General features: G+C 67.5%; 22 protein-coding genes. 13 read left to right on the forward strand and 9 right to left on the reverse strand.

The window, feature by feature from the left end; translation table 11 throughout:
• Window positions 1-122 precede the first annotated feature (122 nt).
• Window positions 123-3,491, forward strand: coding sequence for an amidohydrolase family protein (locus KY501_RS36815; RefSeq protein ID WP_224368553.1), 3,369 nt, complete (start codon window positions 123-125; stop codon window positions 3,489-3,491).
• 37 nt (window positions 3,492-3,528) lie between these two features.
• On the opposite strand, the gene KY501_RS36820 is transcribed toward KY501_RS36815, so the two are convergent.
• Both KY501_RS36820 and KY501_RS36825 read right to left on the reverse strand, forming a co-directional pair.
• A complete protein-coding gene (locus KY501_RS36820; protein WP_224368554.1) occupies window positions 3,529-4,194 on the reverse strand; it encodes an imm11 family protein in 666 nt (221 codons plus the stop codon).
• Window positions 4,184-4,777, reverse strand: a complete 594-nt coding sequence (locus KY501_RS36825) for a Wall-associated protein precursor (protein WP_224368555.1) — start codon at window positions 4,775-4,777, stop codon at window positions 4,184-4,186. The genes KY501_RS36820 and KY501_RS36825 overlap by 11 nt, the downstream gene beginning before the upstream one ends.
• Before the next feature lie 124 nt (window positions 4,778-4,901).
• Here KY501_RS36825 and KY501_RS36830 point away from each other — a divergent pair, with 124 nt between their 5' ends.
• The 3 genes from KY501_RS36830 to KY501_RS36840 are packed head-to-tail and all read left to right on the forward strand — an operon-like array spanning window position 4,902 to window position 8,130.
• Window positions 4,902-6,428, forward strand: a complete 1,527-nt coding sequence (locus KY501_RS36830; protein WP_224368556.1) for a M20/M25/M40 family metallo-hydrolase — start codon at window positions 4,902-4,904, stop codon at window positions 6,426-6,428.
• Window positions 6,429-6,477: 49 nt separating this feature from the next.
• A complete protein-coding gene (locus KY501_RS36835; RefSeq protein ID WP_224368557.1) occupies window positions 6,478-6,942 on the forward strand; it encodes a carbonic anhydrase in 465 nt (154 codons plus the stop codon).
• 30 nt (window positions 6,943-6,972) lie between these two features.
• Entirely contained in the window at window positions 6,973-8,130 is a 1,158-nt protein-coding gene (locus tag KY501_RS36840; protein WP_224368558.1) for a cysteine desulfurase family protein, read from the forward strand.
• Window position 8,131: 1 nt separating this feature from the next.
• On the opposite strand, the gene KY501_RS36845 is transcribed toward KY501_RS36840, so the two are convergent.
• Window positions 8,132-9,256 (reverse strand): hypothetical protein, encoded by a 1,125-nt coding sequence (locus tag KY501_RS36845; RefSeq protein ID WP_224368559.1) that lies wholly within the window; start codon window positions 9,254-9,256, stop codon window positions 8,132-8,134.
• A 1,098-nt stretch (window positions 9,257-10,354) separates the two neighbouring features.
• Between KY501_RS36845 and KY501_RS36850 the strand changes: the two genes are divergently transcribed.
• Entirely contained in the window at window positions 10,355-10,966 is a 612-nt protein-coding gene (locus KY501_RS36850) for a helix-turn-helix transcriptional regulator (RefSeq protein WP_224368560.1), read from the forward strand.
• 61 nt (window positions 10,967-11,027) lie between these two features.
• Window positions 11,028-11,486 (forward strand): hypothetical protein, encoded by a 459-nt coding sequence (locus KY501_RS36855; RefSeq protein WP_224368561.1) that lies wholly within the window; start codon window positions 11,028-11,030, stop codon window positions 11,484-11,486.
• 10 nt (window positions 11,487-11,496) lie between these two features.
• Here the strand turns inward: KY501_RS36855 and KY501_RS36860 are convergent, their stop codons facing one another.
• Window positions 11,497-12,105, reverse strand: a complete 609-nt coding sequence (locus KY501_RS36860) for a hypothetical protein (RefSeq protein WP_224368562.1) — start codon at window positions 12,103-12,105, stop codon at window positions 11,497-11,499.
• A 260-nt stretch (window positions 12,106-12,365) separates the two neighbouring features.
• Here KY501_RS36860 and KY501_RS36865 point away from each other — a divergent pair, with 260 nt between their 5' ends.
• Together KY501_RS36865 and KY501_RS36870 are read left to right on the forward strand one after the other, a co-directional pair.
• A complete protein-coding gene (locus KY501_RS36865) occupies window positions 12,366-13,595 on the forward strand; it encodes a phospholipase D-like domain-containing protein (protein WP_224368563.1) in 1,230 nt (409 codons plus the stop codon).
• 62 nt (window positions 13,596-13,657) lie between these two features.
• Complete coding sequence (locus KY501_RS36870) at window positions 13,658-14,188, forward strand: GNAT family N-acetyltransferase (RefSeq protein WP_224368564.1); 531 nt, start codon at window positions 13,658-13,660, stop codon at window positions 14,186-14,188.
• A gap of 19 nt (window positions 14,189-14,207) precedes the next feature.
• On the opposite strand, the gene KY501_RS36875 is transcribed toward KY501_RS36870, so the two are convergent.
• The gene (locus tag KY501_RS36875; protein ID WP_224368565.1) at window positions 14,208-14,606 is read right to left on the reverse strand and encodes a DUF3592 domain-containing protein; all 399 of its coding nucleotides are present in this window, start codon (window positions 14,604-14,606) and stop codon (window positions 14,208-14,210) included.
• A gap of 126 nt (window positions 14,607-14,732) precedes the next feature.
• Here KY501_RS36875 and KY501_RS36880 point away from each other — a divergent pair, with 126 nt between their 5' ends.
• Window positions 14,733-15,278, forward strand: a complete 546-nt coding sequence (locus KY501_RS36880) for a DUF2378 family protein (protein ID WP_224368566.1) — start codon at window positions 14,733-14,735, stop codon at window positions 15,276-15,278.
• A gap of 24 nt (window positions 15,279-15,302) precedes the next feature.
• Entirely contained in the window at window positions 15,303-15,770 is a 468-nt protein-coding gene (locus KY501_RS36885) for a hypothetical protein (RefSeq protein ID WP_224368567.1), read from the forward strand.
• 18 nt (window positions 15,771-15,788) lie between these two features.
• Here the strand turns inward: KY501_RS36885 and KY501_RS36890 are convergent, their stop codons facing one another.
• The 3 genes from KY501_RS36890 to KY501_RS36900 form a co-directional block, all read right to left on the reverse strand.
• The gene (locus KY501_RS36890) at window positions 15,789-17,447 is read right to left on the reverse strand and encodes a type VI secretion system contractile sheath domain-containing protein (protein ID WP_304608684.1); all 1,659 of its coding nucleotides are present in this window, start codon (window positions 17,445-17,447) and stop codon (window positions 15,789-15,791) included.
• A 125-nt stretch (window positions 17,448-17,572) separates the two neighbouring features.
• Window positions 17,573-18,064 carry a serine/threonine protein kinase gene (locus KY501_RS36895; RefSeq protein ID WP_224368568.1) on the reverse strand — a complete coding sequence of 164 codons (492 nt, stop codon included), beginning with the start codon at window positions 18,062-18,064 and terminating at the stop codon, window positions 17,573-17,575.
• An 11-nt stretch (window positions 18,065-18,075) separates the two neighbouring features.
• A complete protein-coding gene (locus KY501_RS36900) occupies window positions 18,076-19,017 on the reverse strand; it encodes a DUF2381 family protein (protein ID WP_224368569.1) in 942 nt (313 codons plus the stop codon).
• A gap of 190 nt (window positions 19,018-19,207) precedes the next feature.
• Here KY501_RS36900 and KY501_RS36905 point away from each other — a divergent pair, with 190 nt between their 5' ends.
• The gene (locus KY501_RS36905) at window positions 19,208-19,996 is read left to right on the forward strand and encodes a DUSAM domain-containing protein (RefSeq protein ID WP_224368684.1); all 789 of its coding nucleotides are present in this window, start codon (window positions 19,208-19,210) and stop codon (window positions 19,994-19,996) included.
• Between the two features lie 168 nt (window positions 19,997-20,164).
• Here KY501_RS36905 and KY501_RS36910 read toward each other — a convergent pair whose 3' ends face one another.
• Entirely contained in the window at window positions 20,165-21,682 is a 1,518-nt protein-coding gene (locus tag KY501_RS36910) for a hypothetical protein (protein WP_224368570.1), read from the reverse strand.
• Window positions 21,683-22,255: 573 nt separating this feature from the next.
• Between KY501_RS36910 and mmsA the strand changes: the two genes are divergently transcribed.
• Window positions 22,256-23,740: a CoA-acylating methylmalonate-semialdehyde dehydrogenase gene (gene mmsA, locus KY501_RS36915; protein ID WP_224368571.1), complete on the forward strand. Its 1,485-nt coding sequence runs from the start codon at window positions 22,256-22,258 to the stop codon at window positions 23,738-23,740.
• Between the two features lie 83 nt (window positions 23,741-23,823).
• Window positions 23,824-25,179: a CapA family protein gene (locus KY501_RS36920; RefSeq protein ID WP_224368572.1), complete on the forward strand. Its 1,356-nt coding sequence runs from the start codon at window positions 23,824-23,826 to the stop codon at window positions 25,177-25,179.
• Window positions 25,180-25,195 lie beyond the last annotated feature (16 nt).

A 25,195-nucleotide genomic window follows, 5' to 3' on the forward strand; every position in this document is an offset into this window, starting at 1 on the left:
TAGTCGAACCTCCTCGGATGCTCCAGGGGGCGATCGCTCTGTCCAGGTTCTTGGGAATGGCATGCGCCGCGGCTCGTTCTGTTTGGCTAGTATCCGCGCGCCTCGAACTTCCAGGACCCCCCGTGAATCGACTGTTGCCGTTACTGTGCTGCGTCTTCCTCGTGTCCGGCCTGGTGCTCTCCGCCGGCGCTCAGACTCCGCCTTCCGTCCGGCCCGACCCTCAGCCTCCACCGAAGAAGGATCCCGCTCGCATCGCTGCCGAGGCCACCCAGGTCGACGCGGGCGTACCTCTGCCCCCCGGCACTCCGGACGGTGGCGCCGAGTGGAACGTCAACGCTCCCAATGCGCCGTCCACCGAGGCAACCCTCGATGTCACCGAGGGCACCTGGATGAGCGTGGACGTGAGCCCTCGCGGAGACGAGATCGCCTTCGACCTGCTCGGCGACATCTACACCCTGCCCATCAACGGCGGTGAGGCCAAGCCCCTCACCCACGGCGTGGCCTGGGACTTCCAGCCTCGCTACAGCCCCGACGGCAAGTCCATCGCCTTCACGAGCGATCGCGGCGGAGGCGACAACCTCTGGATCATGAAGCGCGACGGCTCGGATCCGCAGCCGGTGACGCAGGAGAAGTTCCGGCTCCTCAACAGCCCCGCTTGGTCGCCGGATGGGCAGTACCTCGTCGGACGCAAGCACTTCACCTCCAAGCGCTCGCTGGGCGCCGGAGAGATCTGGCTCTACCACCGCTCCGGCGGCGAGGGCGTCCAGCTCACCGAGCGTCCCAATGAGCAGAAGGACGTCGGCGAGCCCGTGTTCTCTCCCGACGGTCGCTACATCTACTTCAGCCAGGACGTCACCCCGGGCAGGACCTTCGAGTACAACAAGGATCCCAACGGGCAGATCTACGTCATCCAACGGTTGGATATGGAGACGCGGGAGATCGATCCGTTCATCTCCGGGCCGGGCGGCTCGGTGCGCCCCACTCCTTCACCCGATGGCAAGCAGCTGGCCTTCATCCGGCGCGTGCGTGGGAAGACGACGCTGTACTCGGCGGACATGGCCTCGGGGGCGGAGCGGGCCCTCTTCGATGGGCTCGATCGCGACATGCAGGAGGCATGGGCTATTCACGGCGTGTACCCGACGATGGCCTGGACGCCGGACAGCAAGTCCCTCGTCTTCTGGGCTGGCGGCAAGCTGAGCCGCATCGACGTGGCCTCCCGGCGCGTTACGCCCATTCCCTTCCATGTGAAGGACACCCGCACCATCGCCGAAGCCCTGCGCTTCACGCAGAACGTGGCCCCGGATCGCTTCCCCGTGAAGATGCTGCGCTGGGTGCAGGTGTCTCCCCAGGGAGACCGCGTGGTGTACCAGGCGCTCGGCAACCTCTATGTGCGCGAGCTGCCCAACGGCACGCCTCGCCGGCTCACGAAGCAGACGGACCATTTCGAGATGTTCCCCTCCTTCTCTCGAGACGGCCGCTCCATCGTCTACACGACGTGGGATGACGAGAAGTACGGGAGCATCCGTGTGGCGCCGGCCTCGGGCGGAGAGGGCCAGGTGGTGAGCGCGCAGCCGGGCTTCTACCGCGAGCCCGCGTTCTCCCCGGATGGGCGCTTCATCGTCTACCGCGCGGGTGGAGGCGGGTACCTGCTGCCCGGCCAGTGGAGCCACGAGCAGGGGCTGTACGTCATCGGTCGCAACGGAGGCAAGCCGCGGCGGCTGGTGAAGGAGGGCGAGCAGCCGCACTTCGGGGCAGGCTCTGACCGGGTGTTCTACCTTTCGGTGGAAGAGGCTGAGAAGGAAGACAAACGCGAGCTGCGCAGCATCGGCCTGGATGCGAGCGAGCCGCGCACGCACCTCACCAGCTCCGAGGTGGAGGGCTTCCGCGTCTCGCCGGATGAGCGGTGGGTGGCGTTCCGAGAGAGCTTCAACGCGTACGTCATGCCCCTGCCGCACGGCGGGAAGGCCGCTGCGGTGAGCAAGGATGGCAAGGCACTGCCCGTGGCGAAGGTGTCCCGGGACGCGGGCGATTACATGCACTGGTCCGGGGACTCGAAGCGGCTGCACTGGTCGCTGGGGCCCGAGCTGTTCACGCGCGAGCTGCGCGAGGCCTTCCGCTTCGTGGAGGGCGCGCCGGAGAAGCTGCCCGACGCCCCGGCCAAGGGGGTGAACATCGGCTTCGAGATGCAGACGGATGTGCCCAAGGGCGCGGTGGCGCTGGTGGGCGGGCGCGTCATCACCATGCGCGGGGATGAAGTCATCGAGGACGGCGTGGTGGTGGTGCGTGACAACCGGATCGTGGCGGTGGGCAAGCAAGGGGAGGTGAAGGTGCCCGGGGGCGCCAAGGTCATCGACGTGCGCGGGAAGACGATCATGCCGGGGCTGGTGGACGTGCACTGGCACGGACCCATGGGCTCGGATGGCATCATCCCGGAGCAGAGCTGGGTGAACTACGCGTCCCTAGGGTTCGGGGTGACGACGCTGCATGACCCATCGAACTCGACGTCCGAGATATTCGCCGCGAGCGAGCTGGGGAAGGCGGGGCGCATCGTCGCGCCGCGCATCTACTCCACGGGCACCATCCTCTATGGAGCGCAGGGCGTGGGGTACAAGGCGCCCATCGAGACGCTGGACGATGCGCGCTCGCACCTGCGGAGGCTCAAGGCGGTGGGGGCCTTCAGCGTGAAGAGCTACAACCAGCCGAGGCGGGACCAGAAGCAGAAGGTGCTCCAGGCGGCGCGCGAGCTGCAGATGATGGTGGTGCCCGAGGGCGGCTCGCTCTACCACCACAACATGGGGATGGTGGTGGATGGGCACACGGGCGTAGAGCACGCGGTGCCGGTGGCGAGCGTGTATGCGGACGTGAAGCAGCTGTGGAGCCAGAGCAAGACGGGCTACACGCCGACGCTGATCGTCGCGTACGGCGGACTGATGGGCGAGGAGTACTGGTACGCGACGACGAACGTCTGGGAGGACTCGCGGTTGATGTCCCTGGTGCCCAGGCGCGTGGTGGACTCGCGTAGCCGGCGGCGGATGGTGGCGCCAGAGGGCGAGTTCAACCACTTCAACGCGGCGCGGGTGGCGCGGGAGTTGAATGACGTGGGGGTGAGCGTGCAGCTCGGCGCGCACGGCCAGCGCGAGGGACTGGGGGCTCACTGGGAGATGTGGATGCTCGGCCAGGGAGGGATGAAGCCGCTGCAGGTGCTGCGGGCCGCGACGCTGTCGGGTGCGCACTACCTGGGGTTGGACAAGGACATCGGCTCGTTGGAGCAGGGCAAGCTGGCGGACCTGATCGTCCTGGACAAGAACCCGCTGGAGAACCTGCGCAATACGGAGTCCGTGCGCTACACGATGGTGAACGGGCGGCTGTTCGACGCGGCGACGATGAACGAGATGGGCAATACGCCTCGTCAGCGCGCGAGGTTCTTCTTCGAGCAAGAGGGCGGCGAGGCCTGGGCGCCCGGGTTGTCGCTCACGACCGAGCAGGACTGAGCGGGGGAACTCTGGAGCAGTGGAGGGTCACCGGGAGTTACGGTGGCCCTCGCTCCAGCGGGTCCCAGACGTAGTCCTCGATGGGCGTGAGCTTCATGTTCGTGAGCGCATGGCGCTGGATGAACTGAGCGAAGCGCTCGGAGACGAAGATGCTGCCCTGCTCACCTCGGGGGCGGAAGATGTCCTCGCCTTGCCAGGTGCCCGGCTCCAGGGCGAAGCCGTGGATGGCGTCCACTCCAGTGGAGCGGCACTCCTGGCAGGTGACGGGTTTGTTGCGGCGGATGCGACTGCGAGCCTCGTCCAGGGCGCCGCGACCGAAGCAAGCGGTAACGGCGAAGTAACGAGGCATGAGGGTGTCCTTGGACTTCTTGCGCTTCTTGCGCACGCGCTCCACCTCGACGGGGTGGAAGCCGAGCAGACCTGTCAGGCTCTCGGCCTTGAAGGATTGCGCGAAGCGTTCGGAGATGAGGAAGTCATATCCAGTGCTCTCCACGAAGTCGCCGAACTCCTCTCCATACAGCTCCAACTCGACGCGGTAGGGAGGGAGCCACGTCCTCATGCCGATGATGCTGCCGCATTGGGGGCATCGGGGGGCGTCTCCAGAATGGGAAGAATCGGCATCGAGAGCCTGGGTGTCGTAGCGACCGTGCATGTCGTCCTTGAGCACGAAGAAACGCGGCTCAGGCTGCACGTCAGAAGCCATGGGGAAACCTCCATCGCAAGGCTGAGCGGCTGTAGAGTTCGCGCAGGAACGCCTCGAATTCCTCCGCAGAAGCTTCCTTGTGCGTCCTGAGCCACTCAATGACCTCCCGGTCCACATCGCGGTGCCAGTACTGATAGCCGCAATGCGCTCTCTTGCTCCGGGCCTGAGTCACGAAACGTGGATCCCGAGGCTTGTACAATCCGCGCAGTGTCTCGTGTCTTGCCAGTGCCTTGGCAATGGGCCGGGAGATGACGTGGTGCTTCTGGCCCGTGCACTGCGGAGGCTCGGGCGAGGCGGAGGCGGCCTCGGCCTCGGTTTCTTCGGCCTCCTCTGAGGATTCCTCTTCTCCCGCTGAAGCATCGTCCGCCAACAGCTGGCCCGCTGCCGCCATGGCCTCCAGCAGCCGGAGAGCCTCGTCGGCGGGCACGCCGCAGCTCTCCTCGGGGGTGAGTGGGAACTTTTTGATGCAGCAGTTCACCGAGGGTTCACCCGGCAGGCACGGCACTGCCGCCGCGCACCCGGAGGCGAGCCACCCGAGCATGACGGCCAGGCAGAGAGCTAGCGCCCTCTTTGCGTCTCTCATGGCACCTATCGTAGGCGTAAGCCGGAGAGAGGGGCACTCAGGGAAGCGAGCGGCTCCTGGTGGGAAACGCTTGCGAGGACGCAGGTGACGCCGGAGAGTGCGGTGCCTCTTTCGGAGCGTCATCGTGCCCGCGACTACCCTTGTTCTTTCTCCCGCGTTGATGATCAGTCTCCTCGCCGCGCCTGCCGCCCCCAAGGCGGGTACAGCGAGCAACCCGCCTCCCGCGGCCACGAAGGCCGTCGGCCCCACTACCGCTCAGCTCCAGGTCGCCGAGCGGCTCGTGGGCCCCGCCCTCACCGACGGCCATGCGTACTCGCGCCTCACTGAGCTCACCGATGGCGTCGGCGCGCGCCTCGCTGGCTCCGAGGCCTCTGAGGCCTCCGTGCAGTGGGCCCTGCGCTCCTTCAAGGCCGATGGCGTGAAAGCGTGGACCGAGCCTGTGAAGGTCCCCCACTGGATCCGCGGCGAGGAGCGCGCGGAGCTGCTCCCCTCGGATCGCTTCCGCGGGCACTCGCTTCAGGTGATGGCCCTGGGCGGGAGTGTGGAGACTCCTCCCGAGGGCATCACCGCCGACGTCGTGGAGGTCTCCTCGATCGAAGAACTCACGGCGCTCGGGGATCGCGTGAAGGGCCGCATCGTCTTCTTCAACCACACCATGAAGGAGGCAGAAGACTACGGCCGCTTCGCCGGCCTGCGCGGCCATGGGCCCTCCGTGGCCGCCAAGGCTGGAGCCGTGGCCACCCTGGTTCGCTCGCTGGCCACTGCTTCCCTCAGCACCCCGCACACCGGCTCCACCCGCTTCGATGATGGAGTCGCTCCCATCCCCGCAGCCTCCGTCACCGTGGAGGGTGCCGAGTTGCTGCACCGCGTCCTGGCCAACGGTGGCTCCGCCCGGGTGCACGTGGTGCTCGGCTGCAAGAACCTCCCGGATGCGGACTCCTTCAACGTCGTGGCCGAAGTCAAAGGCAGCGCGAAGCCCGAGGAGATCGTCCTGCTCGGCGCGCACCTGGACTCGTGGGACGTGGGCTCGGGCGCGCACGATGATGGCGCCGGCGTCGTGATGGTGATGGAGGCCGCGCGGCTCATCGCTCGGCAGAAGCCCGCACCGCGCCGCACCGTGCGCGTGGTGCTCTTCATGAACGAGGAGAACGGACTGCGCGGCGCCAGGGCCTACGCCGAGGCGCACGCCGCCGAACTGCCGCGCCACGTCGCCGCGATGGAGATGGATGCAGGCGGAGGCCGCCCGCTGGGCGTGGCGCTCCGAGCCGGTGAGGGCGCCTCCGAGCTGGTGCAGCCCTGGCTGAGCCCGCTGGCCGCGTTGGGTGCGGGCAAGCTCATGTCGGGAGAGGCTGGGGGCGCAGACCTGTCCCCCATGGTGTCCGCGCAGGTCCCCTTCTTCGTCGTGAGGGTGGACAGCAGCCGCTACTTCGACGTGCACCACACCCACGCCGACACGCTGGACAAGGTGGATCCCGAGGCCCTCGCGAAGAGCACCGCCGCGGTGGCCTGGACGGCCTACGCCTTCGCGGACATGCCCACCACCCTGGCACGCCCCACGGCTCCGCCCACGGCCCCCTCGTTGGTCGCCCCGCCCTCGCAGGGCACGCCGCCCGCACCGGCCCCTGGCGCCGTGAAGCCCGCGACACACTGAGCGGTTGCTCCTCTTGGGGCGAAGCATGACTCGCGCCTAGGCTCGCCCCATGCCCAAGCCCTTCGTTGCCAAGATGCCTTACGAGGCCGCCCACCCCGATGTCCTCGCTGTGTACTGCTCGGACGGCCGCTTCACGGAGCCGGTGGAGGAACTGGCGCGGCACCTGGGACATGGGCGCATCGACACGCTCACCCTCCCGGGAGGTCCTGGCCTGCTCAATCGCTGGTCCGCGGACTACATGGAGAGCGACATGGTGACCCGCGCGGCGAACTTCCTCATCCGGGGCCACCACATCCAAGAGGTGCTGCTGCTGGCCCATGCCGGCTGCGGCTACTACCAGTCTCGCCACGGCGCGCTGGGCGCGGAGTTCATCGCAGAGCAGCAGCTCAAGGACCTGGAGGCCGCCGCCGAGGAGCTGCGCAAGGCGCACCCCGGCCTCGTCGTCCACAAGTACTTCGTCCGGCCCGACGGAAAGAAGATCCTCTTCGAGGAGATCGGCTCCTCGCAGTCCTGATGCAGGCGCCGTGAAGCTGGAGCGTCACCCATGTCCCGCCCCGAGCGACCCATCTACCTCGACTTCAACGCCACTACGCCCGTAGCACCCGAGGTGTTGGAGGCGATGCTGCCGTACCTGCGCGACGAGTTCGGCAACCCCTCGAGCACCCACCCCTACGGGCGCCGCGCGAAGGAGGCGGTGGAACGAGCGCGGGCGCAGGTGGCGGAGCTCCTGCACGCGCGGGCGGAGGAGATCTTCTTCACCTCCGGAGGCACCGAGGCCAACAACCTGGCCATCCGCGGCGTGGCACAGGCCCGGCCCGAGCGGCGGCACCTGCTCACCTCCACCATCGAGCACCCCGCCACGGAGCGGCCATGCCTCCACCTGGAGCGCCAGGGCTGGACGGTGTCTCGGGCGGGCGTGGACGCCGAGGGGCGGCTGCGCGTGGACGAGGCCGCCGCCGCGCTCCGGAAGGACACGGCGCTGGTGACGCTCATCCACGCCAACAACGAGACAGGGGTGCTGCAGCCCGTCCGAGAGCTGGCGGCGCTGGCGCATGCGCAGGGCGCGCTGGTGCACACGGACGCTGCGCAGTCGGTGGGCAAGGTGCCGGTGGATGTGGAGCGGCTCGGCGTGGATCTGCTCACGGTGGTGGGGCACAAGCTGTACGCGCCCAAGGGCGTGGGTGCGCTCTATGTCCGGCAAGGTACGCCGCTCCAGCCATTCGCGCTCGGAGGCGGGCAGGAGCACGGGCTGCGGCCGGGCACGGAGAATGTGCCGTACATCGTCGGCCTGGGCGCCGCGTGTGAGCTGGCGCGAGGACGGATGGCGCAGGGGACGGCGGCACTGGCGGAGCTGCGCGAGCGGCTCTGGTGGCGGCTGCAGGCGGAGGTTCCCGGCATGCGGCTCACCGGGCACCCGACGGAGCGGCTGCCCAACACGCTCAATGTCCGCTTCCCAGGAGTCCGGGGCAGCGCGGTGCTGGCGGGAGCCCCAGAGGTAGCGGCCTCCACGGGATCGGCGTGCCACGAAGGAGGAGAGACAGCTTCCTCCGTCCTGCTCGCCATGGGGTTGCCACCCGAGGATGCGCTGGGTGCGGTGCGGCTCACGCTGGGCCACGGCACCACGGCCGAGGATGTGGACGTGGCAGCCTCGTCGCTGGCTCGGGCGTGGCGCGCTGCCAAGGGAGACGCCGCGCTGAGCTGATTCACTTCTCCTTGCTGACGTCGGGCTCGAGCACGAAGAGCACCCACTGGTTGGTGCCGCGGTGATCCAGAAGATAGAGCTGGCCTGACTCGAAGCCCGTCTCGAAGAGGGAGGGGAGGGTGAGCTTGGTCGGATCCACGGAGCTGTAGTCCTCCAGCCTGCCCTTTCCGAGCGCCACCAGCCGGGCCGGCTGCACGGGGAAGCGCAGCCTCCCTCCGTGAGGGCCCTGCACATAGGTGAAGGTGACGCCCTGCTGCGCTGGGGTGGCCTTGAAGGACTGTCCCCCTTCCACGATGGCCTCCTGGACCTTGGCGTTCTGGAAGGGCGGAGGCGTGGGAGACACCATGTACCGCACGCGCATCCGGTTCAGCTTCTCCAGTCGGACTTCCCCCAGGTTCCCCTGCTGGCCCGGCTCCACACTGATGAGCCGGTTCTGCGTGGCGAGCCCCGGGGCCTTGAACCAGAACTCGTAGCGGGCCGGTTTGGGCGTGAGCCCCGCGAGCTGGAAGCTCCCATCCTTCTCGAGCTTCACCTCCAGCCGCGCGGCGGGATTCTCTCCACTCACCTTGCTCCCCGGTGTGTTCACGTCGCCCGGGTTGATGGAGGCATACACCTGGGGGCGGGCCTTCGGATCCACGGATGACACCCGGCCTCGCGCCGAGCCGAGCTTTGCCTCGGGTAGCGGGCTCATGCTCACCTCATTCAGCACGAGCACCTCCTGGTCCGGCAGACCCGTGAGGGGGATGTCCACCGCCTCATACCCATGCAGGCGCAAGGGGATGGGGCGCCGCAGATCCTCCGCCAGCGTCACGAACCAGCCATCCTCCACGAGCGAGACCTGGCTGTTGAGCTGGGCCAGACGGCCCGGGCCGCTCTTGAGGGTGACTCGACCCACCAGGACATGGCCTCGGCCCTGCTTCTGCCGCTCCGCCTTCGCCGCGTCCACGGCGGTGATCAACCGGCTCGCGGTGGTCGCCTTGCCTGCCTTGCGGAGCTTCGCGACGGCATCATCGATCGCGGAGGGGGCGGGAGAGGGCTTCGCGGGAGCAGGTGGCTCCGCCGCCAGGACGCCCCATCCCCAGGTGAACACCACCAACAGCAGCGTGCGCGGCCTGAGCAGGCTCATTCTCCAGATCCTCCATTGTCACCTGAAGCGTATCCGAAACGAACGGGAGCCGAGTCATCCCGTGGGCTCGGGCTCCGGGCGAGAAGACGAGGGGCGAGAGCGCGAGGTGGATGAACAGGACGAGGCCCACGGAACTCCGCGCTCCCCGCGTACTGGGTGCCCGTGGACTCACTTCATCTGAGCCGTGGCTTTGGGGGGGGGGCCCGGACACGTGTCCGCAGTCATGGAGGCAGTGTAGACGCCAGCCTCACCCACCGAGCAGGCGCCGATCAGCACGGCGACAGCCGGGGACTGGGAAGGGGAGAGCGGACGGAGCGCGTGACCGGGTGTCATGGGCGGGACTCGGTGAGAGGGCGCCCGGATAGTAGAGAAAGAGCCAAGGGGACGGGTAGCCGCGTCGCCGTCTCTCGCCCCCGCGTCACGGGCAATTCCTAACCAGACACGCGCCATGAGGATCAGCGGGCCGGGCTCCCCAAGCCCGGCCCGCGACCCGGATGTGTATGCGGTGCGATCAACCCCAGACATCGGGGCTGCGGCTCAAGGTACTCGCGGGGAAGGGCCAGGTCCGTACCACTCCAGGGGTATGTACGGTCCAGCGCGGATCCTTCAACAGAGTCGTGCATGACACGCTTGGGGACAGGCTCCCATTGCATGGGTTCAGGCTCGGACGAGGCCATGGACAATCTGTTGGAGCTCATCTTCACCTTGGTGAGCACGCTGAACCGCACGTTGCATCTTTCGGAAAAGCCAATGGATGGCCCACCCGCACCGGACCCATGGGGTGGTGCGGACCCGTCCCTATTGTCGAGTGGGGAAGCCAGACGGCGGATCACCCGGGTCCCGGGGGAGCTCTTCGCTCTTCAGGAGGAGGCCATGACAGGCTTCACCCGTTATAGATTGGGCGTTTACCCAGGCATGCCACCGAGCGGCCGGGAGCCAAGACGCGTGGGTGATCCGGGGGGCCCGCATGACGTTGGCGATTGGGGCATGCAGCAGGACCCGGCTCTTGCCGCCCAATGGGCCGCCAGGGTTGCCTGCCCGCGGCGCTTCACCTCCAGCCCGGAAGGATCCTACTCCCCCTCGGATTGGAATCCAGAGATGCTGTCCCTGCTCACGCCCGTCCTGGCCAGTGCGCTGTGCCAGTCCGTTGAGTTGAAGGAGAAGGTGGCTCGCGACCACCAGCTCATGGAGGCTCTCTCTCATCACCAGACCATTGGGAGCATCATGGTGAAGTTACCCTCCGGAGAGCAGACGCGCTCCGAGCGCGCCACGGCGCTGCTGGAACAATGGTTCACCCCGCAGGAGCGAGGGCCCCAGGGCTTGCCTCCAGAGCTGATGGAGCGTCTGGCATTGCTGGACTCCATGGATGGCGGTGGTTCGCATGAGCAGCGCACCTGGAAGAAGGCAGGCGGCGACACGAGCCTGAAGGTGACGTTCGTTCCCCTGCCAGCCCGGGATGGGCAGACATTGTGGGTGTTGCTGCTCGAAGAGGTGCAGAACGGAGTACCCATGCCCTCGGCGTGGCGCAAGCGGCTCACCCCTCGCGAGGCGGAGGTGGTGGAGGGAGCGCTCTGCTACCTGGACAATCAGGACATTGGCCAGAGGTTGGGGTGCTCGGAGGCGACGGTGAAGAAGCACCTGCAGCGGGCCTTCGAGAAGCTCGCGGTGGAGAACCGGAACATGTTGCTGTACTGGGCCGTGCGGCGCTGAAGGGCGGTTCGCGCGTGTGCCAGGGTTTCCTCGTGACGGGAGCGTGGCAGAGTGCTCCTTCATGACGCGCTCCTGTCTTGCATTGCTGGTGCTGCTGCTCGCCGTGGGGTGCTCGCGCCCCGTTTCCTCGCAGGCCCTGGGGCTGGAGTACGAGCCGCCCTCGGGGGTGAAGCTGGATTCGGAGGAGGTGGGGCCTCCCGCGGTGGCCCGCTTCGAGGGAGGGTTGGAAATGCGCTCGGTGCCGGGAACGCCTCCCGCGTTGGAGGCAGGGCCCGAGGCGGTGCTGGGCGCGGCGGGCGTACCCGTGCCCGGCCGGGTGATGAACACCTCGCAGGGCACGCTCCCGGCGGGGCCCGTGGCTCGCTATGAGTTCCAGCAGGGCAACGCGCGTACGTTTGTCTACTTCCTGCCCCGTCCGGACCGCTTCCTGCTCATCTCCTTCACCGCCCCCGAGAGTGACTATGGGCCTCGCTCGGGGCGGGTGGAGCGCTCGCTGTCCACCTTGAAGTTGCTGCGCTGAGGCTGGGGGGCTAGCGGGGCCTGGGCCCTCGGCCTGCCCACTGGTAGCCGGCGGTGGCGCCTGCACCGATCATCCCCAGGGCGATCGCCTGGCGCCAAGCCCTCAGTCCCGAGCCCGGTGCCACGAGCTGTTCCAGCAGTCCATTCACCGCGGCGCCGAGCAGCGTGCCCACCAGCGCGCCTCCCATGGCGCCGAGCAGCGCGGTCCCTCGGTCCTGGCTGCCGTGGAAGGCCCACTCACCCATGGCCCAGGTGCCCAGGCCGGCCATCGGCGGCGTCAGCACCAGCCCGGTGCCGAAGAGCGAGACGGACCACTCCTCCCAACGTGGGCCCGCGTCCTGGGCGTGGTGGAAGAGCAGCCGCGACGGCAGCCACGCGGCCACGATGCCGGCACCCGCCTCGGCTCCCGTGGCCCAGAGTCGATCGTCCTGGACACGGCTGGCGGCATACAGGCCCGCCACTGGCGCCAGGGTCAGCGCTCCGTGAGCCCACCAGGCTCCGGCGGAGAGCGGTGCGTCGGTGGGGCTGTGCTTCGCGGGCTGCGCGAAGGACGTCGAGGCGCAGATCAGCAGCCAGAGAAGGACGACACCACGGGCGACTGCGACCAGAGAGATGTTCATATGCCTCAGCAGCGCACGCCCCCATGAGTAGGGCGTCCACGGTAACCAGACAGGTGGGCACCGTATGCGTCAGGCGCCACCCGGGTTCCAAGGTGCCGAGGTGTCGGAGGACGACCAGCGGACACACCGCGGTGTGCGCCGTCGCCTGCCGTACTTCCTGGAGTGTCATCTGTCCTTCGAAGCTGGAAGGTGAGTGGGCTGTGGCAGGCGCACTGTCAGGATCCGGGACCTAGCTTCCGGGGGTGATTCGTTGCGGGCCCGTGATCTTGCTTCTCTCGGTATGCGTCAGCTGCGCCTATCCCAACCACCGCCATGATCTCCGCATCCGGCACGTCCCCGAGGGGCCGGAGGGGGTCTCCCAGGCCTTCTTCCAGTCCACGGGGGTGGCGCTGGATCCCGGGAATCGCGTGGAGCTGGTGAAGAACGGGCGCATCTTCGACGCCATCGAGGAGGAGATCCGCGCGGCCCGTTCGAGCATCCACCTGCTCAGCTACATCTGGCGGCCGGGGGAGCCTTCGGATCGGCTGATCCGCGCGCTGAGCGAGCGGCAGCCGGGAGTGGCCTGCCGGGTGCTCGTGGATCCGCTGGGGAGCGTGAACTTCCAGTCCGTGGCTCCGCGGCTGGAGGCCGTGGGCTGCGAGACGCGCCTCTTCCGCCCCATCCAAGGAGCCATCGCGTCGTTGGACTTGCAGCGCATGCTGGCGCGGATGCACCGCAAGCTCGTGGTGCGAGATGGAGAGGTGGGCATCACCGGCGGGTGGGGCATCTGGAAGAGCTGGATGGGGGATGCGCGCAACGCGGAGGAGTGGCGGGACACCAACGTGCGGGTGTGGGGCCCGGTGGTGCGCGAGATGCAGCAGGCCTTCGCGGAGAACTGGCAGGAGGCGGGCGGAGACTTCCTGCCGCCCGAGTGCTTCCCGCAGCTCGCCTCGGTGGGCGAGGCGCGGGCGGGCTTCATCGGCAGTACGGGGGAGACCTATCTCTCGGACGGGCGGAGGATGACGATGGTGGCGATTGCCGCGGCCCGGCACCGGCTGTGGATCGCCAACTCCTACTTCATCCCGACGGATGACATCCGCGACATGCTCATCCTGAAGGCGAAGGAGGGCGTGGACGTGCGGGTGCTGGTGCCCGGGCGGCACCATGATGTGTCTCCGGTGCATGCGGGACAGCGGGCCTCGTACGCGAAGCTGCTGGAGGGTGGGGTGCGCATCTGGGAGTACGAGCTGTCGATGATGCACTCCAAGGTCATCCTCGTGGATGACGAGGTGAGCGTCATCGGCTCGACGAACATGGATCCGCTCTCGTTGGGCACCGTGGAGGAGGGCTCGTTGGTGGTGCAGGACGCGGAGCTGGCGGCGGCCGTGGCGGCGAGCTTCGAGGAGGACCTGGTCCACTCGCGGCAGATCCACGCGCGCGGGTGGCGGCAGCGAGGCCTCATCCGGAAGCTCGCCGAACAGTTCCCCGGGCTCATCGGCCGGTACTTGTGAGGGCGGAGGGCCGTACGCCCTTCGACGTCGCACGTGCCGGAGGACGTGATAGACCGCGCCCCATGAGCGACACGAGCGTCGTGAACCGAGCACTCATCCGCGAGGCGCGGCCGGAGGATGACTTCGCCATTGGCGAGCTGCTCGTCGAGGCCTACGTCACGCAGTACGCCAAGAAGCTGCCGGAGGTGGTCTACACCGACGAGCGCAAGCGCGCGCTGCGCGACGTGGCCAGCAAGCGCGCGGTGGCCACAGTGTTGGTGGCCGAAGTGGACGGTGCGGTGGCTGGCACTGTTGCCCTCTTCCCGCCCGGAGCCCCTGGCTCCGAGGCCTGGACGCCGAACACTGCGGATCTTCGGCACCTGGCCACCGCGGTGCGTTACCACGGCACGGGGCTGGCTCGGCCGCTGCTCGATGCGGTGGAGGCGCTGGCTCGCCAGTGGGGAGTGGATGCCGTGGCGCTGCACGTGCGCCGGGGCGTTCGGGGCGTCGCGGAGATGTACCAGCGGCGCGGCTACGTCCGGACTCCCGAGGGGGATCTGGATCTCCTACCCCAGGTCTATCTCGAGGCCTTTGTTCTGCGGCTGAAGCCCTGAGTCGCTCGCGGCCCGGGCTTCAGACGGCCAGGGAGATGGCTCCCACGAGGAGCATGATGACGCCGGCGACTCCCAGGATGATGGGAATGGCCCACACCTGGGCGACTCCCTGGATGCGTACGTTCGCGGGTGCCGCCGGATCGTAGAGGATGGCCACCCGGTCGCCCTCTTTGTAACGCGCCGGGTTGGATCCATCGGAGGAGACGACCTCCTGGGTGGCTCCCGACTCTGTCCGGAAACGGAACACGGGGTAGTACACCCGCTGGTTCTCGGAGCCCTTGCGCTCCTGCACGGCCACGACTTCGGCCTGGGCCTCGCGTGCGCTGGCCAGGAAGCGCTTGGTGCGGCCCATCGCGATGAAGCCACCCACCACCAGCCCCACACCTGCCACCAGGAAGACGAAACCCAATGCCGACACAGGACCCTCCGCGTTGACGCGGGTCGCAGAAGAACCCAGGTCCTGGCCCCGCGCAAATGGCCAACACCGGCACCTGCTCCTTCTTGCGGCTTGACCCGGGAGGCCCCTGCCGCTGACGCTGTCCTCATGGAGAACAGGCTCGTCTTCGATCACACGATCGAGGGACTCTTCGTGCGAGGACTGGGGCGGCAGATGACCCCGCGGCTGAAGGAGAGGCTGCGGCAGGCGGGGTTGGACCTCGACCATCGGCTGATGCCCGCCTACCCGTTCCCGACCTGGGTGGAGTGCATCGGCGTGGCGGCGCGCGAGCTGTACCCGGACCGGACCGAGGCCGAGGGCTGGCGGCTTCTGGGCGAACGGCTCGTGGAGGGCTACCAGGAGACGGTGCTGGGCAACGCCATGTTCGCGGTGCTCAAGGCGTTGGGGCCTCGGCGGATGCTCATGCGCGCGCAGAAGAGCTTCCGCTCGGGCAACAACTACTCGGAGATCCAGGTTCGGGACTTGGGTCCCACCGAGCTGGAGATGTGGATGAACGACACGGACCTGATGGTCTACTTCGTCCAGGGCGTGTTCCTCGCGGCCATGTACGCCAGCGGGGCGCCGGGCTCGGATGTGGAGATCGTCCACACGGATGAGAAGGGCACCACCTACCGCCTCTCGTGGCGGGACTGACGAAGCCTCGGCTTCCGAGGGAGCATGATCCGCAAGGACTACATCGAGCGCCTCATCGAGCAGTTCGCCGCCGCGGTCTCCGCCCTGCTCAAGCTGCGGCGCGAGCGGAAGACGGAGGAGGCCCAGCAGCTCGTCCGCGACACGGCGCTGTCGCTGCTGGGCATGGAGTACGGCGCGCTGACGATGGCGGATGCGCAGTCGACGGCGCGGCTGCTCGGGAACTCCATTCGGGTGACAGTGCTGGCGCGGCTGGTAGCCGAGGAGGCCGAGCTCTTCGAGCTGAAGGGAGAGTCTGCGAGAGCCTCGGTGCGGGCGGGGCTGGCGCTGGAGCTCTTCCTCGAGGCCCGGGAGATGGGCGCGAAGCTCGAGGGAGAGGATGGGCAGGTGTTCTCCGCGCTGCGCCAGAAGGTGGAGCCCACGTTGCTGTCCGAGCGCCACCAGAAGCTGCTGGCGGCGGGCCAGGGGACGCCCTCGGGTTCGGGCGACGCCTGACCCGCGCCGGGGGCCGCCCTACTGACGCGTGGGCAGGGAGAACTCGAGCTGGAAGCGGGTGCCGGCCTGCTCCGGCTTCACGGCGGCGGCCACTTTGATGAGCTGGCGGCCTCCCTCGCCTGGGACGAGCTGTGCCTCCAGCTTGCCCAGCTCGGGCGAGCCTCCGAAGAGGAACACCTCGGCGGCCTGGGAGAAGAGGGCCGACATCTCCTGGGCGCTGGAGCCGGCCGGGAGCTGATCGCGCACCCAGACCGCGAAGCGGACGATGCGGCCGGTGAGGATCTGCGCCGGCAGCGGCATGACGTGGGGGTTGCTGCAGGCCATGGGCGCCACGGAGAGCAGCAGCATGTCCGTGTTGCGGCCGCTGCCCACGCCGAGGATGCCGAGCTCGGACAGGCGCGTCTGCACGCGGATGGAGATGAAGGACTCGGTGGGGTAGGCCGAGCCCGCGTCCTTGCCGGCCGAGGGCTCCCACGTTCCGGGGGCGCGCAGGCCGCCCGTCTGGCCGGTGATGCGGGCGAAGCCACTGGTACCCTGGAAGCTGGCCGAGAGCATGGCCGCGACGGCGAAGGTGGGGCTGGCGAAGCTGGCGCGGTTGAGCACGCCGCGCTTCTCGCTGGCAACCACCGTGCGATTGAGCACGGGGCAGAGCCAGCGGGTGGAGTCGTCCTTGCGCAACTCGGCCCAGTCACCCTGGGTGCCGGTGGTGGCGTCATCCAGCGAGGTGGAGAGGTTGGCCAGCGTGGTGCCCAGCAGCGCGGGCGTCACCGCCACCACCACGGGGACCTGGGCCTCCTCGCCGATCGAGGCCAGCTTGCGCAGTTGGGCCACATCGTCCGTGGCGTCGACGACGAAGCACACGTCGGGGCGCTCGAAGGGCTCGGCGTTCACGGCCTGCTCCAGGGCGTCGGACACCTTCGCGGGCTCCACGTCCACCACTTCGAGGGCGATACCGGATGCGGTGGGGCACTGCTCCAGGAGGAACTTGAGTCCGCGCCAGTTGGCCTCGAGCTGTGCGACGGGCTCGGCGGCGAGGAGGTCCTTCGTGGTGTTGATCAGTGCCAGCTCGATGGCGTCACGGACCGCGCGGCGGGCGTCGGGGCTCATACGAGCGGGGCCCGCGGCCTTGGGGGCCACGGCCTTCAAGAAGGCATCCACGCCGGCCTTGGCCGTAGCGGTGGGGGAGGAGGACTCGGCCGAGGCGAGCAACTCGCCCACGAGATCGTCTCCGCCGCTGGCGGCTGGGGCTGGGGTGGGGGCGGGAGCAGCGGGAGCGGGCTTGCCACCGAGGGCCTCGGAGACGGCGGTGGACAGCTTGCCGGCGCCCACGACTTCGGAGATGCGCGCGGCGCCTTCCTCTGGAGTGAGGGGGCGGGAGGGGTCGGCCTTCATGAAGCCCTCGGTGAGGGCCTGGAGCTTCTTGAGCTCGGGGATGGCGGCGATGAGGTCCATCACCTGGAAGGCGCGCAGCTTGTCGAAGGACAATTCGAAGGTGCGGTGCTCGGCGCCGCCGAGGCGATCCGGCACGGTGGCGCGAAGGCCAGCGGCGGCCTTGGCCAGCTCCGCGGCGAAGGAGTCACTCGTGAGAAGGAACCTGCGGCCCGAGGGTGAGGGGGTGAATGCCCCCGCGACCAACCAACGCACCCGCGCTCCTTCTGGACTGACGCTCTGGCTCATGCCCTCTCCTTTGGGCCCGCTTGGGAATCGAGGGCCAGTACGTTAGCCCGGAGGCTGACAATACCAAGGAACCGAAAGGAGTATGCTGCGGTGCGTCGCGGCCGGCTGGTCGGAGGGGGCTTGGCTCAGCGGAAGGCGTCAACAACGTAGGCTGCAGAGGTGGACCCATCGAGGATGGCCATCCCGGGCTTGGACTCGGGCAGCTTGCGCATCTGGTCGTAGCTGAGCCGGGCCACCGCGCAGATGGGCACCTTCTCACTGTCCGGCGGGTGGGCTTCGTACCACCGGATGACGACCTGCGGGCCAGCTGTCCAGACTTGTCCGTACAAGCGGGTGGTGGTTTCGAGCGTGCCGAGATCGTCCTTGAGAATGCTCTCGATGGGCCCATCGTAAAGGGTGATGCGCCGCGAGCTGATCTGGTTGGCGTCGAGTTCTACCCAAGCGGCATCCCCCACGCGCATCTTCATGTAGCGCATCGCCTTCTTTGCTTCCTCCGAGCATTCCTGTGGACCGGGAGTGCCATCCGGACGCAGCGACACTCCGCTGGTTGTGGCGCAGCCGGAAGATGTAGTGAGGAGGATGCCCGAGCCGAGCAAGAAGGCTTTGATGGTGGACATGAGGGGCGGTTCTAATGGCGAATGAGCGAGGCTTCCAGTGTCACGGCCACCTGTAACAGGCCATCCCCACGGAAGATCTGGAGGGCGAGGTCGGTCATGTCTCCGTCCTTCGTCTCGAAGGCGCTCTTGTCCACGACGACCGCGATCTTTCCAGACTGCCCGGGGGCAATGGTCGAGCGTTCCAAGCGAAGCGCGAAGGGGCGAGTCGTGAAACTGGTGTAGTCACGGGTCACGTAGGCACCGTCAAACTTCCACGGCTCGCCGGAGTCGCCGTAGTAGGTGTTCGACAGGTGAACCAGGACCGCCGCCTTTTCAGGGCCCGAGAAGATCTCGACCAAGATGTCCATGTCCTCGTTTTTCGAGCGCCAGGACTTCTCTCGGCGGAACGGAGTCTTCTTTGCTTGGCCGTTTGCGAGGAGCGTCGCGTAGGCGTGATCGATGGAGTTCTCTTCCTTCTTGAACCGCTGGTTCTCCTCTTTGAGCGCCCGCTCCTTTTTCAGGGTGTCGTAAAGCTCGGAGAGAACCGCGTTGTAGCTCTCATGATCCATGAAGACGTTGACCTGATGGTCGGTCCATCCCCACTCCTCAAAGCTCTGTGGCTTGACGATGAACGGGATCTCGGTTCCGTCGACGAGCGTGACGAGTAAGGGCACCGCCTCATCGCGGCTGAGATCCCGGATTGGCATGATGACCACCATCTTGCTCCCCACCAGGAGGGGCTCGAATCGCCCCTCCCACCCCAGGAGCTGCGTCTTCGCCGGAGCGATGTCCCTCTCGAAGCGGAGGACGGTCGCCACCTGCCCGGAAACGTAGACGGTGCTCGTCGGGTGGGCGGGGTGGTCCGAAATCTTCTCGGTCCGGATGACCCCCTTGTCATAAGGGCCCCGGGCCAAGGCCACTGCGGACACGAAAACGGCCAGCAGGGAAGTCCACAAGGGAAGAAGGACGCGCATAAGCCCTCCAACTTAACAGGGCGGGTTGCTGGCGTACAACCTATGACGGTGTATTCAGGCCTGTGGCAATGGACCTCCCCGAGCGGCGAAGCCCCGCCTGAAGGGTAGCTCCCGGGTGGCGACCCTGAAGCCAACTGGTATGACAGGAATACCAGTCGGTTCAGACCGCGCCCGGAGGGGAGATTGTCTCATGAGCACCAAGGCTGATTGGGACCTCATTGGCTCTCTGGCTCAACGCGTATTGGAAGGGGGCGAGCCCCTGGGACTCACCAATGAGGTACGAGCCCTGTTGCAGCGCTCTGCTCGGCAAGTGGTCATTCCAACCGAGGATGTAAAGCAGGCCTTTCGGAATTCGCGCACGGCCACGGTTCTGCTCCGAAGAATCCGGCAGTGCATCCGTGCCGGTTCGCGCCGGCTTGATTGCGCCCTGAGCCAGAGCCAGAGCCAGCGAGATGCCGGAGACCTGAAGGGAGCACGCAAGGTCATGGAGGCCATGATCGCGGTCGAGGTCGTGCCGTTCTACCGCGAACTCGCCGCCAACTCGCTCAGCCACATCGACAGACTCCAGGCTGTTGCGGAGAGTGGACAGCTGGATCCGAAACTGCCCGACGTCTTGCAGGCGGAGGTCCTTCTCCACCGCGTTCAGCGTGGAAAGTCCCTGGAACTCACTCGGGGGATGGGCACCTTCTTGCGACGTGTCGCCGCAGAAGCGGGCATCAGCAAGGCCGAAGCCAAAGAGGCCCTGTCGAATCCAGAAAGCGCAGAGGGCTTGCTCCGGAGGATCGTGGAGCGCAGGAGAAAAGGAACGAAGCGACTGATACGTGCCCTCATCCGAATGGTGGCCCTTCGAGATGCAGGCGACATCGAAGGGGCACGCCAGCAGATGCGCGACCTGCTGGCCGTGGAGGTGGTGCCCGTGTATCGCCAGGCCGCCGAGGAGAACCTGGCGGGCCTGGATGAACCGCTCCCTGCACCGTGACACCCTGGACTGCGCTTCGCTTCATGGAAGGCGGCTCTGCCTCCACCCCAAGCTACAGACTGGCTACATCAGCGAATTGATGGTCGCGCAAGCGCCTGAATAGACAGGGGAAGATCCTCTCTGTCACTCTACCCCTCTCCTTTGGGCCCGCTTGGGAATCGGTTCGTATCAAGCCAGGCGCTGAGCGGTGCGGAAGAGCTGAGAGCAGGAGTAGTCCAGAGGAGCCTCCTGGTTCTGGAGGGCATGGCGGGCCCGGAGGAAGGGCAGCCAGGCCCTGTCGCCGATGATGACCGCGGCCTCTTCCAACTTCTTGCGCGGCAGCCAGCGGCCGCCGAGCACATCCACCAAATAGCGGCCGAGGAAGGCACCCAGGGCAGGGACAAGGGTCTCGTGCTGCTCGCGGGACAGGCTCTTGCCCCACCCCATGTGCCAAAGGTGCCAGTCGAGGTGAGGCAGGGCCTCCAGGGTACCTTCCATGACTTGGGGCACGTCCGAGTGGAACAGGGCGATGAGCTGCTCGGCGTAGAAGCCCTCGTAGGTGTCGATGGCGGCCTGGACGTTGTCCACATCCGGCGCTGGGGCCTGAGACGCGGGCAACCACTCCGAGACGGGAGGAGGATGGTAGTGGTTGAAGCGCTCGACGAGGGAGCGCTTGCCGCCCGCCACTCCATGGAAGTCAGCTTCCATGCGAAGAATGTCAGCGACGTCGGGATCGAACTCCATGGGCAGGGGAGAGAACTCGAGCGAGCGCTGGTGCAGGGTGGCCAGGGTGGAGTCCAAGGACAGCTCGGGGCGCAGGTAGACGAGGGCACGGGCTTGGGCGAGGCGAGCCTCCTCGGAGTCGAAGTCCGCGGGAGTGGGGCGTGTGAGCCAGAGGATGGCACCGCCGGGCAGCTCCTCCATGAGAGCGGCCGGGGTGGACAGCAGGCGCTGGCGGCCGATGGTCTGCACCATGGCCGGCCCGTACACGTTGAGCCAGAACGTCTCGTAGATAGGCCGGGGCGTGCTCAGGTCCTTGTTCTGAGGATCTGTGCTCAGGCAGAGATCCGTGAAGCTGTGGCCCAGGCCGAAGGAGAGGGGTAAACGGGAGGCGATAGCCCGCACGAAGGAGACAAGTTGCCCTGCGCGCCTCTCGGCTTGGCCTGGCTCGCGGAGGAACGCGAAAGGTTGTATCGAGATCTCCACGGAGGAGATGGGCTGGTCATCGTGCTCCCAGCCACAGAGCGAGATCATGACTTCAGGAGGCTGGGAGCGCACCAGCCGGACGACGGTGTTGGTGCCGAAGGATGCCTCGTGAAGTCGCTTGCGCAGGGTCTGGCGGGTGTACTTCAGCTCGCGCCGGGTTTGGAGGATCCGATCCGGGCGCAGATCGTCGCCGAGCGACTCGATCACATCAAGCAGGGGCTCCAGCGCCTCAACGCCTTGGTCCAGAGGGCGGACGGGGGAAAAGAGGCCAAGATGAAAGCTTCCGTTCCTCACATGCTGGAGCCTGGCCTCTTGGGAGAAGCTGGCGGCCATGACCTGGCGCAGGTGCATGCCCCCTTCGCCACGCGAGGGCATGAACTCGTCCAGCTTGTGCCACTGCACCACGCAGGCGGGCATGGAGCCGCAGGCAATGCCCAGGGATTTGCGGGCCAACTCCTGTCCGGTGGTGCGGAGGGTGTTCTCCAACTGAGTTCGGAGCACGAGCCGCCCAACTGCGTGAAGGCCAGCAGCGCCAGGAGCACCCAAGAGCATAGGCGTGGCATGGCGCGGAGCCTGTCATTGTCCCTGGGTCGGCAGAAGAACCTCACAAGCAGGGATCCGGGATGGACGGGACATGGGCTCTGCCAGGTTCTGCCAGTCCCACGTGCGACGTAGCCAAGGGCTCCGGAAGGTCCGAATGCGCATCCTGCGACGTGCCGCCGCAAAAGCGGGCATCAGCAAGGCCAGGCAAGAGACGCCCTGTCGAATCCAAAGAGCGCAGGGGTTTGCTCCGAGAAATTGTGGAGCACAGGAGGAGAGGCAGGCAGCAGCTCGAACGGGCCCTCTTGCGAATGATGGATCTCCGAGATGCGGGCTACCTCGCTCCCTGCACCGTGACACCCAGGCTGCGTTTCCCAGTTTGTGACGCGGTGTGTCAGGTGCGAACCCACGGTGGAGCGCCGGGTTGGGTGGCGGACATGCCCCCGTGGGGCCCCTCCCTTGGAGCGGTTGCGGATCAGCCGTGGGCCCCTGTTAGGATCCATGGATTCTCCGTGACGCCCCGGGAGGGTCCCCGTGTCCTTCGTCCAGCTTCCTGACAGTCCCATCATTGGCCGCAACCTCGTAGGCGGGGAGTGGGTCACCCCCAAGGGCGCCGCCATGATCGATGTGCGCAGCCCCTACACCGGTGGCGTCATCGGCCGTGTCCCCGCCTCCACCGCCGCGGATGTGGCCCCCGTCGTCGAGGCCGCCAAGAAGGCCGCCGAGGGCTGGCGCGCCCTGGGCCTCCGCGACAGGACCGCGAAGATGCTCCGCTTCCGCATGCTCCTGGAGCAGAACCTCGACAAGCTCGCCAACTCCGCCGCCCGCGAGGCAGGCAAGACGATCGGCGAGGCCCGCGCCGGCGTCCTCAAGGGCATCGAGGTGTGTGACTTCGCCCTCTCCATCCAGAACCTCGACACCGGTGGCGCCCTCGAGGTCAGCCGCGGCGTCAGTTGCGAGTTCAAGCGCGAGCCGCTCGGTGTCGTCGCCGGCATCACCCCGTTCAACTTCCCGGCCATGGTGCCGATGTGGATGATCCCCAACGCCCTCACCGTGGGCAACGCCTTCATCCTCAAGCCCTCCGAGAAAGTCCCGCTCACCTCGCTCCTGCTCGGCGAGTTGCTGCTCGAGGCCGGTGTTCCTCCTGGCGTCTTCTCCATCGTCCACGGCGGCAAGGAGGCCGTGGACGGCATCCTCGCGCACCCGGACATCCAGGCCGTGGCCTTCGTGGGCTCCACGGCCATCGCCAAGCGCGTGTACACCGAGGGCACCGCGCGCGGTAAGCGCGTGCTCGCCCTGGGCGGCGCCAAGAACCACCTCATCGTCGTGCCGGATGCGGATCCGGTCTTCACGCCCCAGGCGGTGCTGGACTCGTTCACCGGGTGCGCCGGCCAGCGCTGCATGGCCGCCAGCGTGATGGTGGCCGTGGGAGACGTGCAGAACCTCATCGATGACATCGCCCGCCGCGCCGCCGCGCTCGAAGTCGGACCGGGCATGGGCGCCCTCATCGACCGCGCCTCGCAGGAGCGCCTCGAGGCCGCCATCGCCAGGGCTGAGGCCGAGGGCGCCAAGGTGCTGGTCGACGGGCGCGGCAAGAAGCCCGCGGGCGCGCAGTGGGCCGGCGGCAACTGGCTGGGCCCCACCATCCTCGACCACGTCCGCCCGGAGATGGAGGCCGCTCAGAAGGAGCTGTTCGGTCCCATCATCTCCATCGTCCGCGTGCCCACCCTCACGGCGGCCCTGGAGCTCCAGCACGCTTCGCCGTATGGCAACGCGGCTTCTGTTTTCACCACCAACGGTGCCGTGGCGCAGCATGTCGTGGACACCGCTCGCGCCGGCATGGTCGGCGTCAACGTGGGTGTGCCCGTTCCCCGGGAGCCGTTCTCCTTCGGTGGCATCAACGACTCGCGCTTCGGTCACGGGGACATCACCGGCCAGGCCGGCGTCGAGTTCTGGAGCTACCTGAAGAAGGTCACGCGCAAGTGGACGGCGCGCACCGACGGCTCCTGGATGAGCTGAGCGGTGAGCTGATCAGCAGGAGGCCCTGAGCGGGGGCCTCCCCCCTTCCCGGCGGTGTCGGAGGGTGGATTAAGCTGGGGAGCGTGTTCGCTCCTGTCTTCCTGGTTGCTCCCCTGCTGTGCGCTGCGGCTCCCGCGGCTCCGACACGTGTCGAGCTCGTCTTCGGTGGAGATGTCATTCCCCATGGCGAGGTGCAGCGGGTGGCCAAGGAGCACGAGCGCACGGCGCCTCCCGAGAAGGAGGGCGAGCTGCCTCGCTCGCTCAACAACGACGGGTGGGATCATGTCTTCGGGCCCATCGCGGATGTTCTGCGCACGGCGGACGTGGGCGTGGTGAATCTGGAGACGCCCGTCACCGACAACCCCAAGGCGGTGACGCGCCCGCTGCTCTTCAACGCGCCCTCGTCCATGGTGCGAGCGCTCTCGGCGGCGGGCGTGAAGCTCGTCTCCAACGGCAACAACCACGCGAGGGATCAGCACCTGGAGGGCATCCTCGAGACGCTGCGGCACCTGGACGCCACGGGGCTGTACCACGTGGGCACGGGGGCCTCGCAGGAGGCGGCCTGGGAGCCCGTGGTGATGGAGGTGAAGGGCGTGCGGCTGGGCTTCCTGTCCTTCACCCGGTGGCTGAATGGGTTCAGCAACCCGAAGGATCCCTCCGAGGCGCATGTGGCCTACGTGCCCTATCCCGAGCATGTGAAGAACCGCGGCGTGAGCACGGAGTATGTGGTGGAGCGCGCGCGCATGGCCGCAGCCCGGTGTGACGTGCTCATCGTCCTGGTGCACTGGGGTGCGGAGTACGCCGGGCAGCCGAATCCCACGGAGAAGAAGCTGGCTCGGGCGCTCATCGATGCGGGAGCGGGAGCGGTGATTGGCCATCATCCTCACGTGCTGCAGCCCGTGGAGTCGTACACGACGGCGGATGGGCGCAAGGGCCTCATCGCGTACTCGCTGGGAAACCTGGTGGCGAACCAGTCTCGGTTCTACGCCTACAAGCCGGGCAAGTCGGACAAGCAGGGCGACACGCGGGACTCGATGCTGTTGCGCGTGTCCTTCATCCGGCGCGAGGAGGGCGGGGCGGTGGAGCTGGACGAGGTGTCGGCGCTGCCGGTGTGGATCGAGAACAACGCGACCACGCGCAAGCGCAAGGAGGCGCGCAACATCCAGCCGGTGCTCATCGACCGCGAGGTGGAGGCCATCGTCGAGCGGATGTCGCTGCTGGACGCGCGGCCCGAGCCGACGGAGCGCAAGGCGAAGGTCGAGGCGAAGAAGGAGCGGGCCGTGTTGGAGCAGCGGCTGGCGACGCAGAAGTTCCGGCGCGAGCGCATCCTGAAGATGCTGCCCGAGGGATTCGAGGTGGCTTCGCCGCAGCTGCGCCAGAGGGTGGAGCCCACGGAGAGCGTGGTGGTCACGGCACCTCCAGGGGGCGCGGCTCAGTGACAGGCCTCTGAGGCTC

Source organism: Hyalangium versicolor, assembly GCF_020103695.1.
GTDB lineage: Bacteria > Myxococcota > Myxococcia > Myxococcales > Myxococcaceae > Hyalangium > Hyalangium versicolor.

Coding starts and splice junctions, on each gene's coding strand:
- KY501_RS36845 (WP_224368559.1), bottom strand. CDS start 9,256: ATGAGCCTGCTCAGGCCGCGCACGCTGCTGTTGGTGGTGTTCACCTGG.
- KY501_RS36825 (WP_224368555.1), bottom strand. CDS start 4,777: ATGAGAGACGCAAAGAGGGCGCTAGCTCTCTGCCTGGCCGTCATGCTC.
- KY501_RS36885 (WP_224368567.1), top strand. CDS start 15,303: ATGATCCGCAAGGACTACATCGAGCGCCTCATCGAGCAGTTCGCCGCC.
- KY501_RS36890 (WP_304608684.1), bottom strand. CDS start 17,447: ATGAGCCAGAGCGTCAGTCCAGAAGGAGCGCGGGTGCGTTGGTTGGTC.
- KY501_RS36905 (WP_224368684.1), top strand. CDS start 19,208: ATGAGCACCAAGGCTGATTGGGACCTCATTGGCTCTCTGGCTCAACGC.
- KY501_RS36860 (WP_224368562.1), bottom strand. CDS start 12,105: ATGAACATCTCTCTGGTCGCAGTCGCCCGTGGTGTCGTCCTTCTCTGG.
- KY501_RS36820 (WP_224368554.1), bottom strand. CDS start 4,194: ATGGCTTCTGACGTGCAGCCTGAGCCGCGTTTCTTCGTGCTCAAGGAC.
- KY501_RS36855 (WP_224368561.1), top strand. CDS start 11,028: ATGACGCGCTCCTGTCTTGCATTGCTGGTGCTGCTGCTCGCCGTGGGG.
- KY501_RS36895 (WP_224368568.1), bottom strand. CDS start 18,064: ATGTCCACCATCAAAGCCTTCTTGCTCGGCTCGGGCATCCTCCTCACT.
- KY501_RS36880 (WP_224368566.1), top strand. CDS start 14,733: ATGGAGAACAGGCTCGTCTTCGATCACACGATCGAGGGACTCTTCGTG.
- KY501_RS36840 (WP_224368558.1), top strand. CDS start 6,973: ATGTCCCGCCCCGAGCGACCCATCTACCTCGACTTCAACGCCACTACG.
- KY501_RS36900 (WP_224368569.1), bottom strand. CDS start 19,017: ATGCGCGTCCTTCTTCCCTTGTGGACTTCCCTGCTGGCCGTTTTCGTG.
- KY501_RS36870 (WP_224368564.1), top strand. CDS start 13,658: ATGAGCGACACGAGCGTCGTGAACCGAGCACTCATCCGCGAGGCGCGG.
- KY501_RS36850 (WP_224368560.1), top strand. CDS start 10,355: ATGCTGTCCCTGCTCACGCCCGTCCTGGCCAGTGCGCTGTGCCAGTCC.
- KY501_RS36835 (WP_224368557.1), top strand. CDS start 6,478: ATGCCCAAGCCCTTCGTTGCCAAGATGCCTTACGAGGCCGCCCACCCC.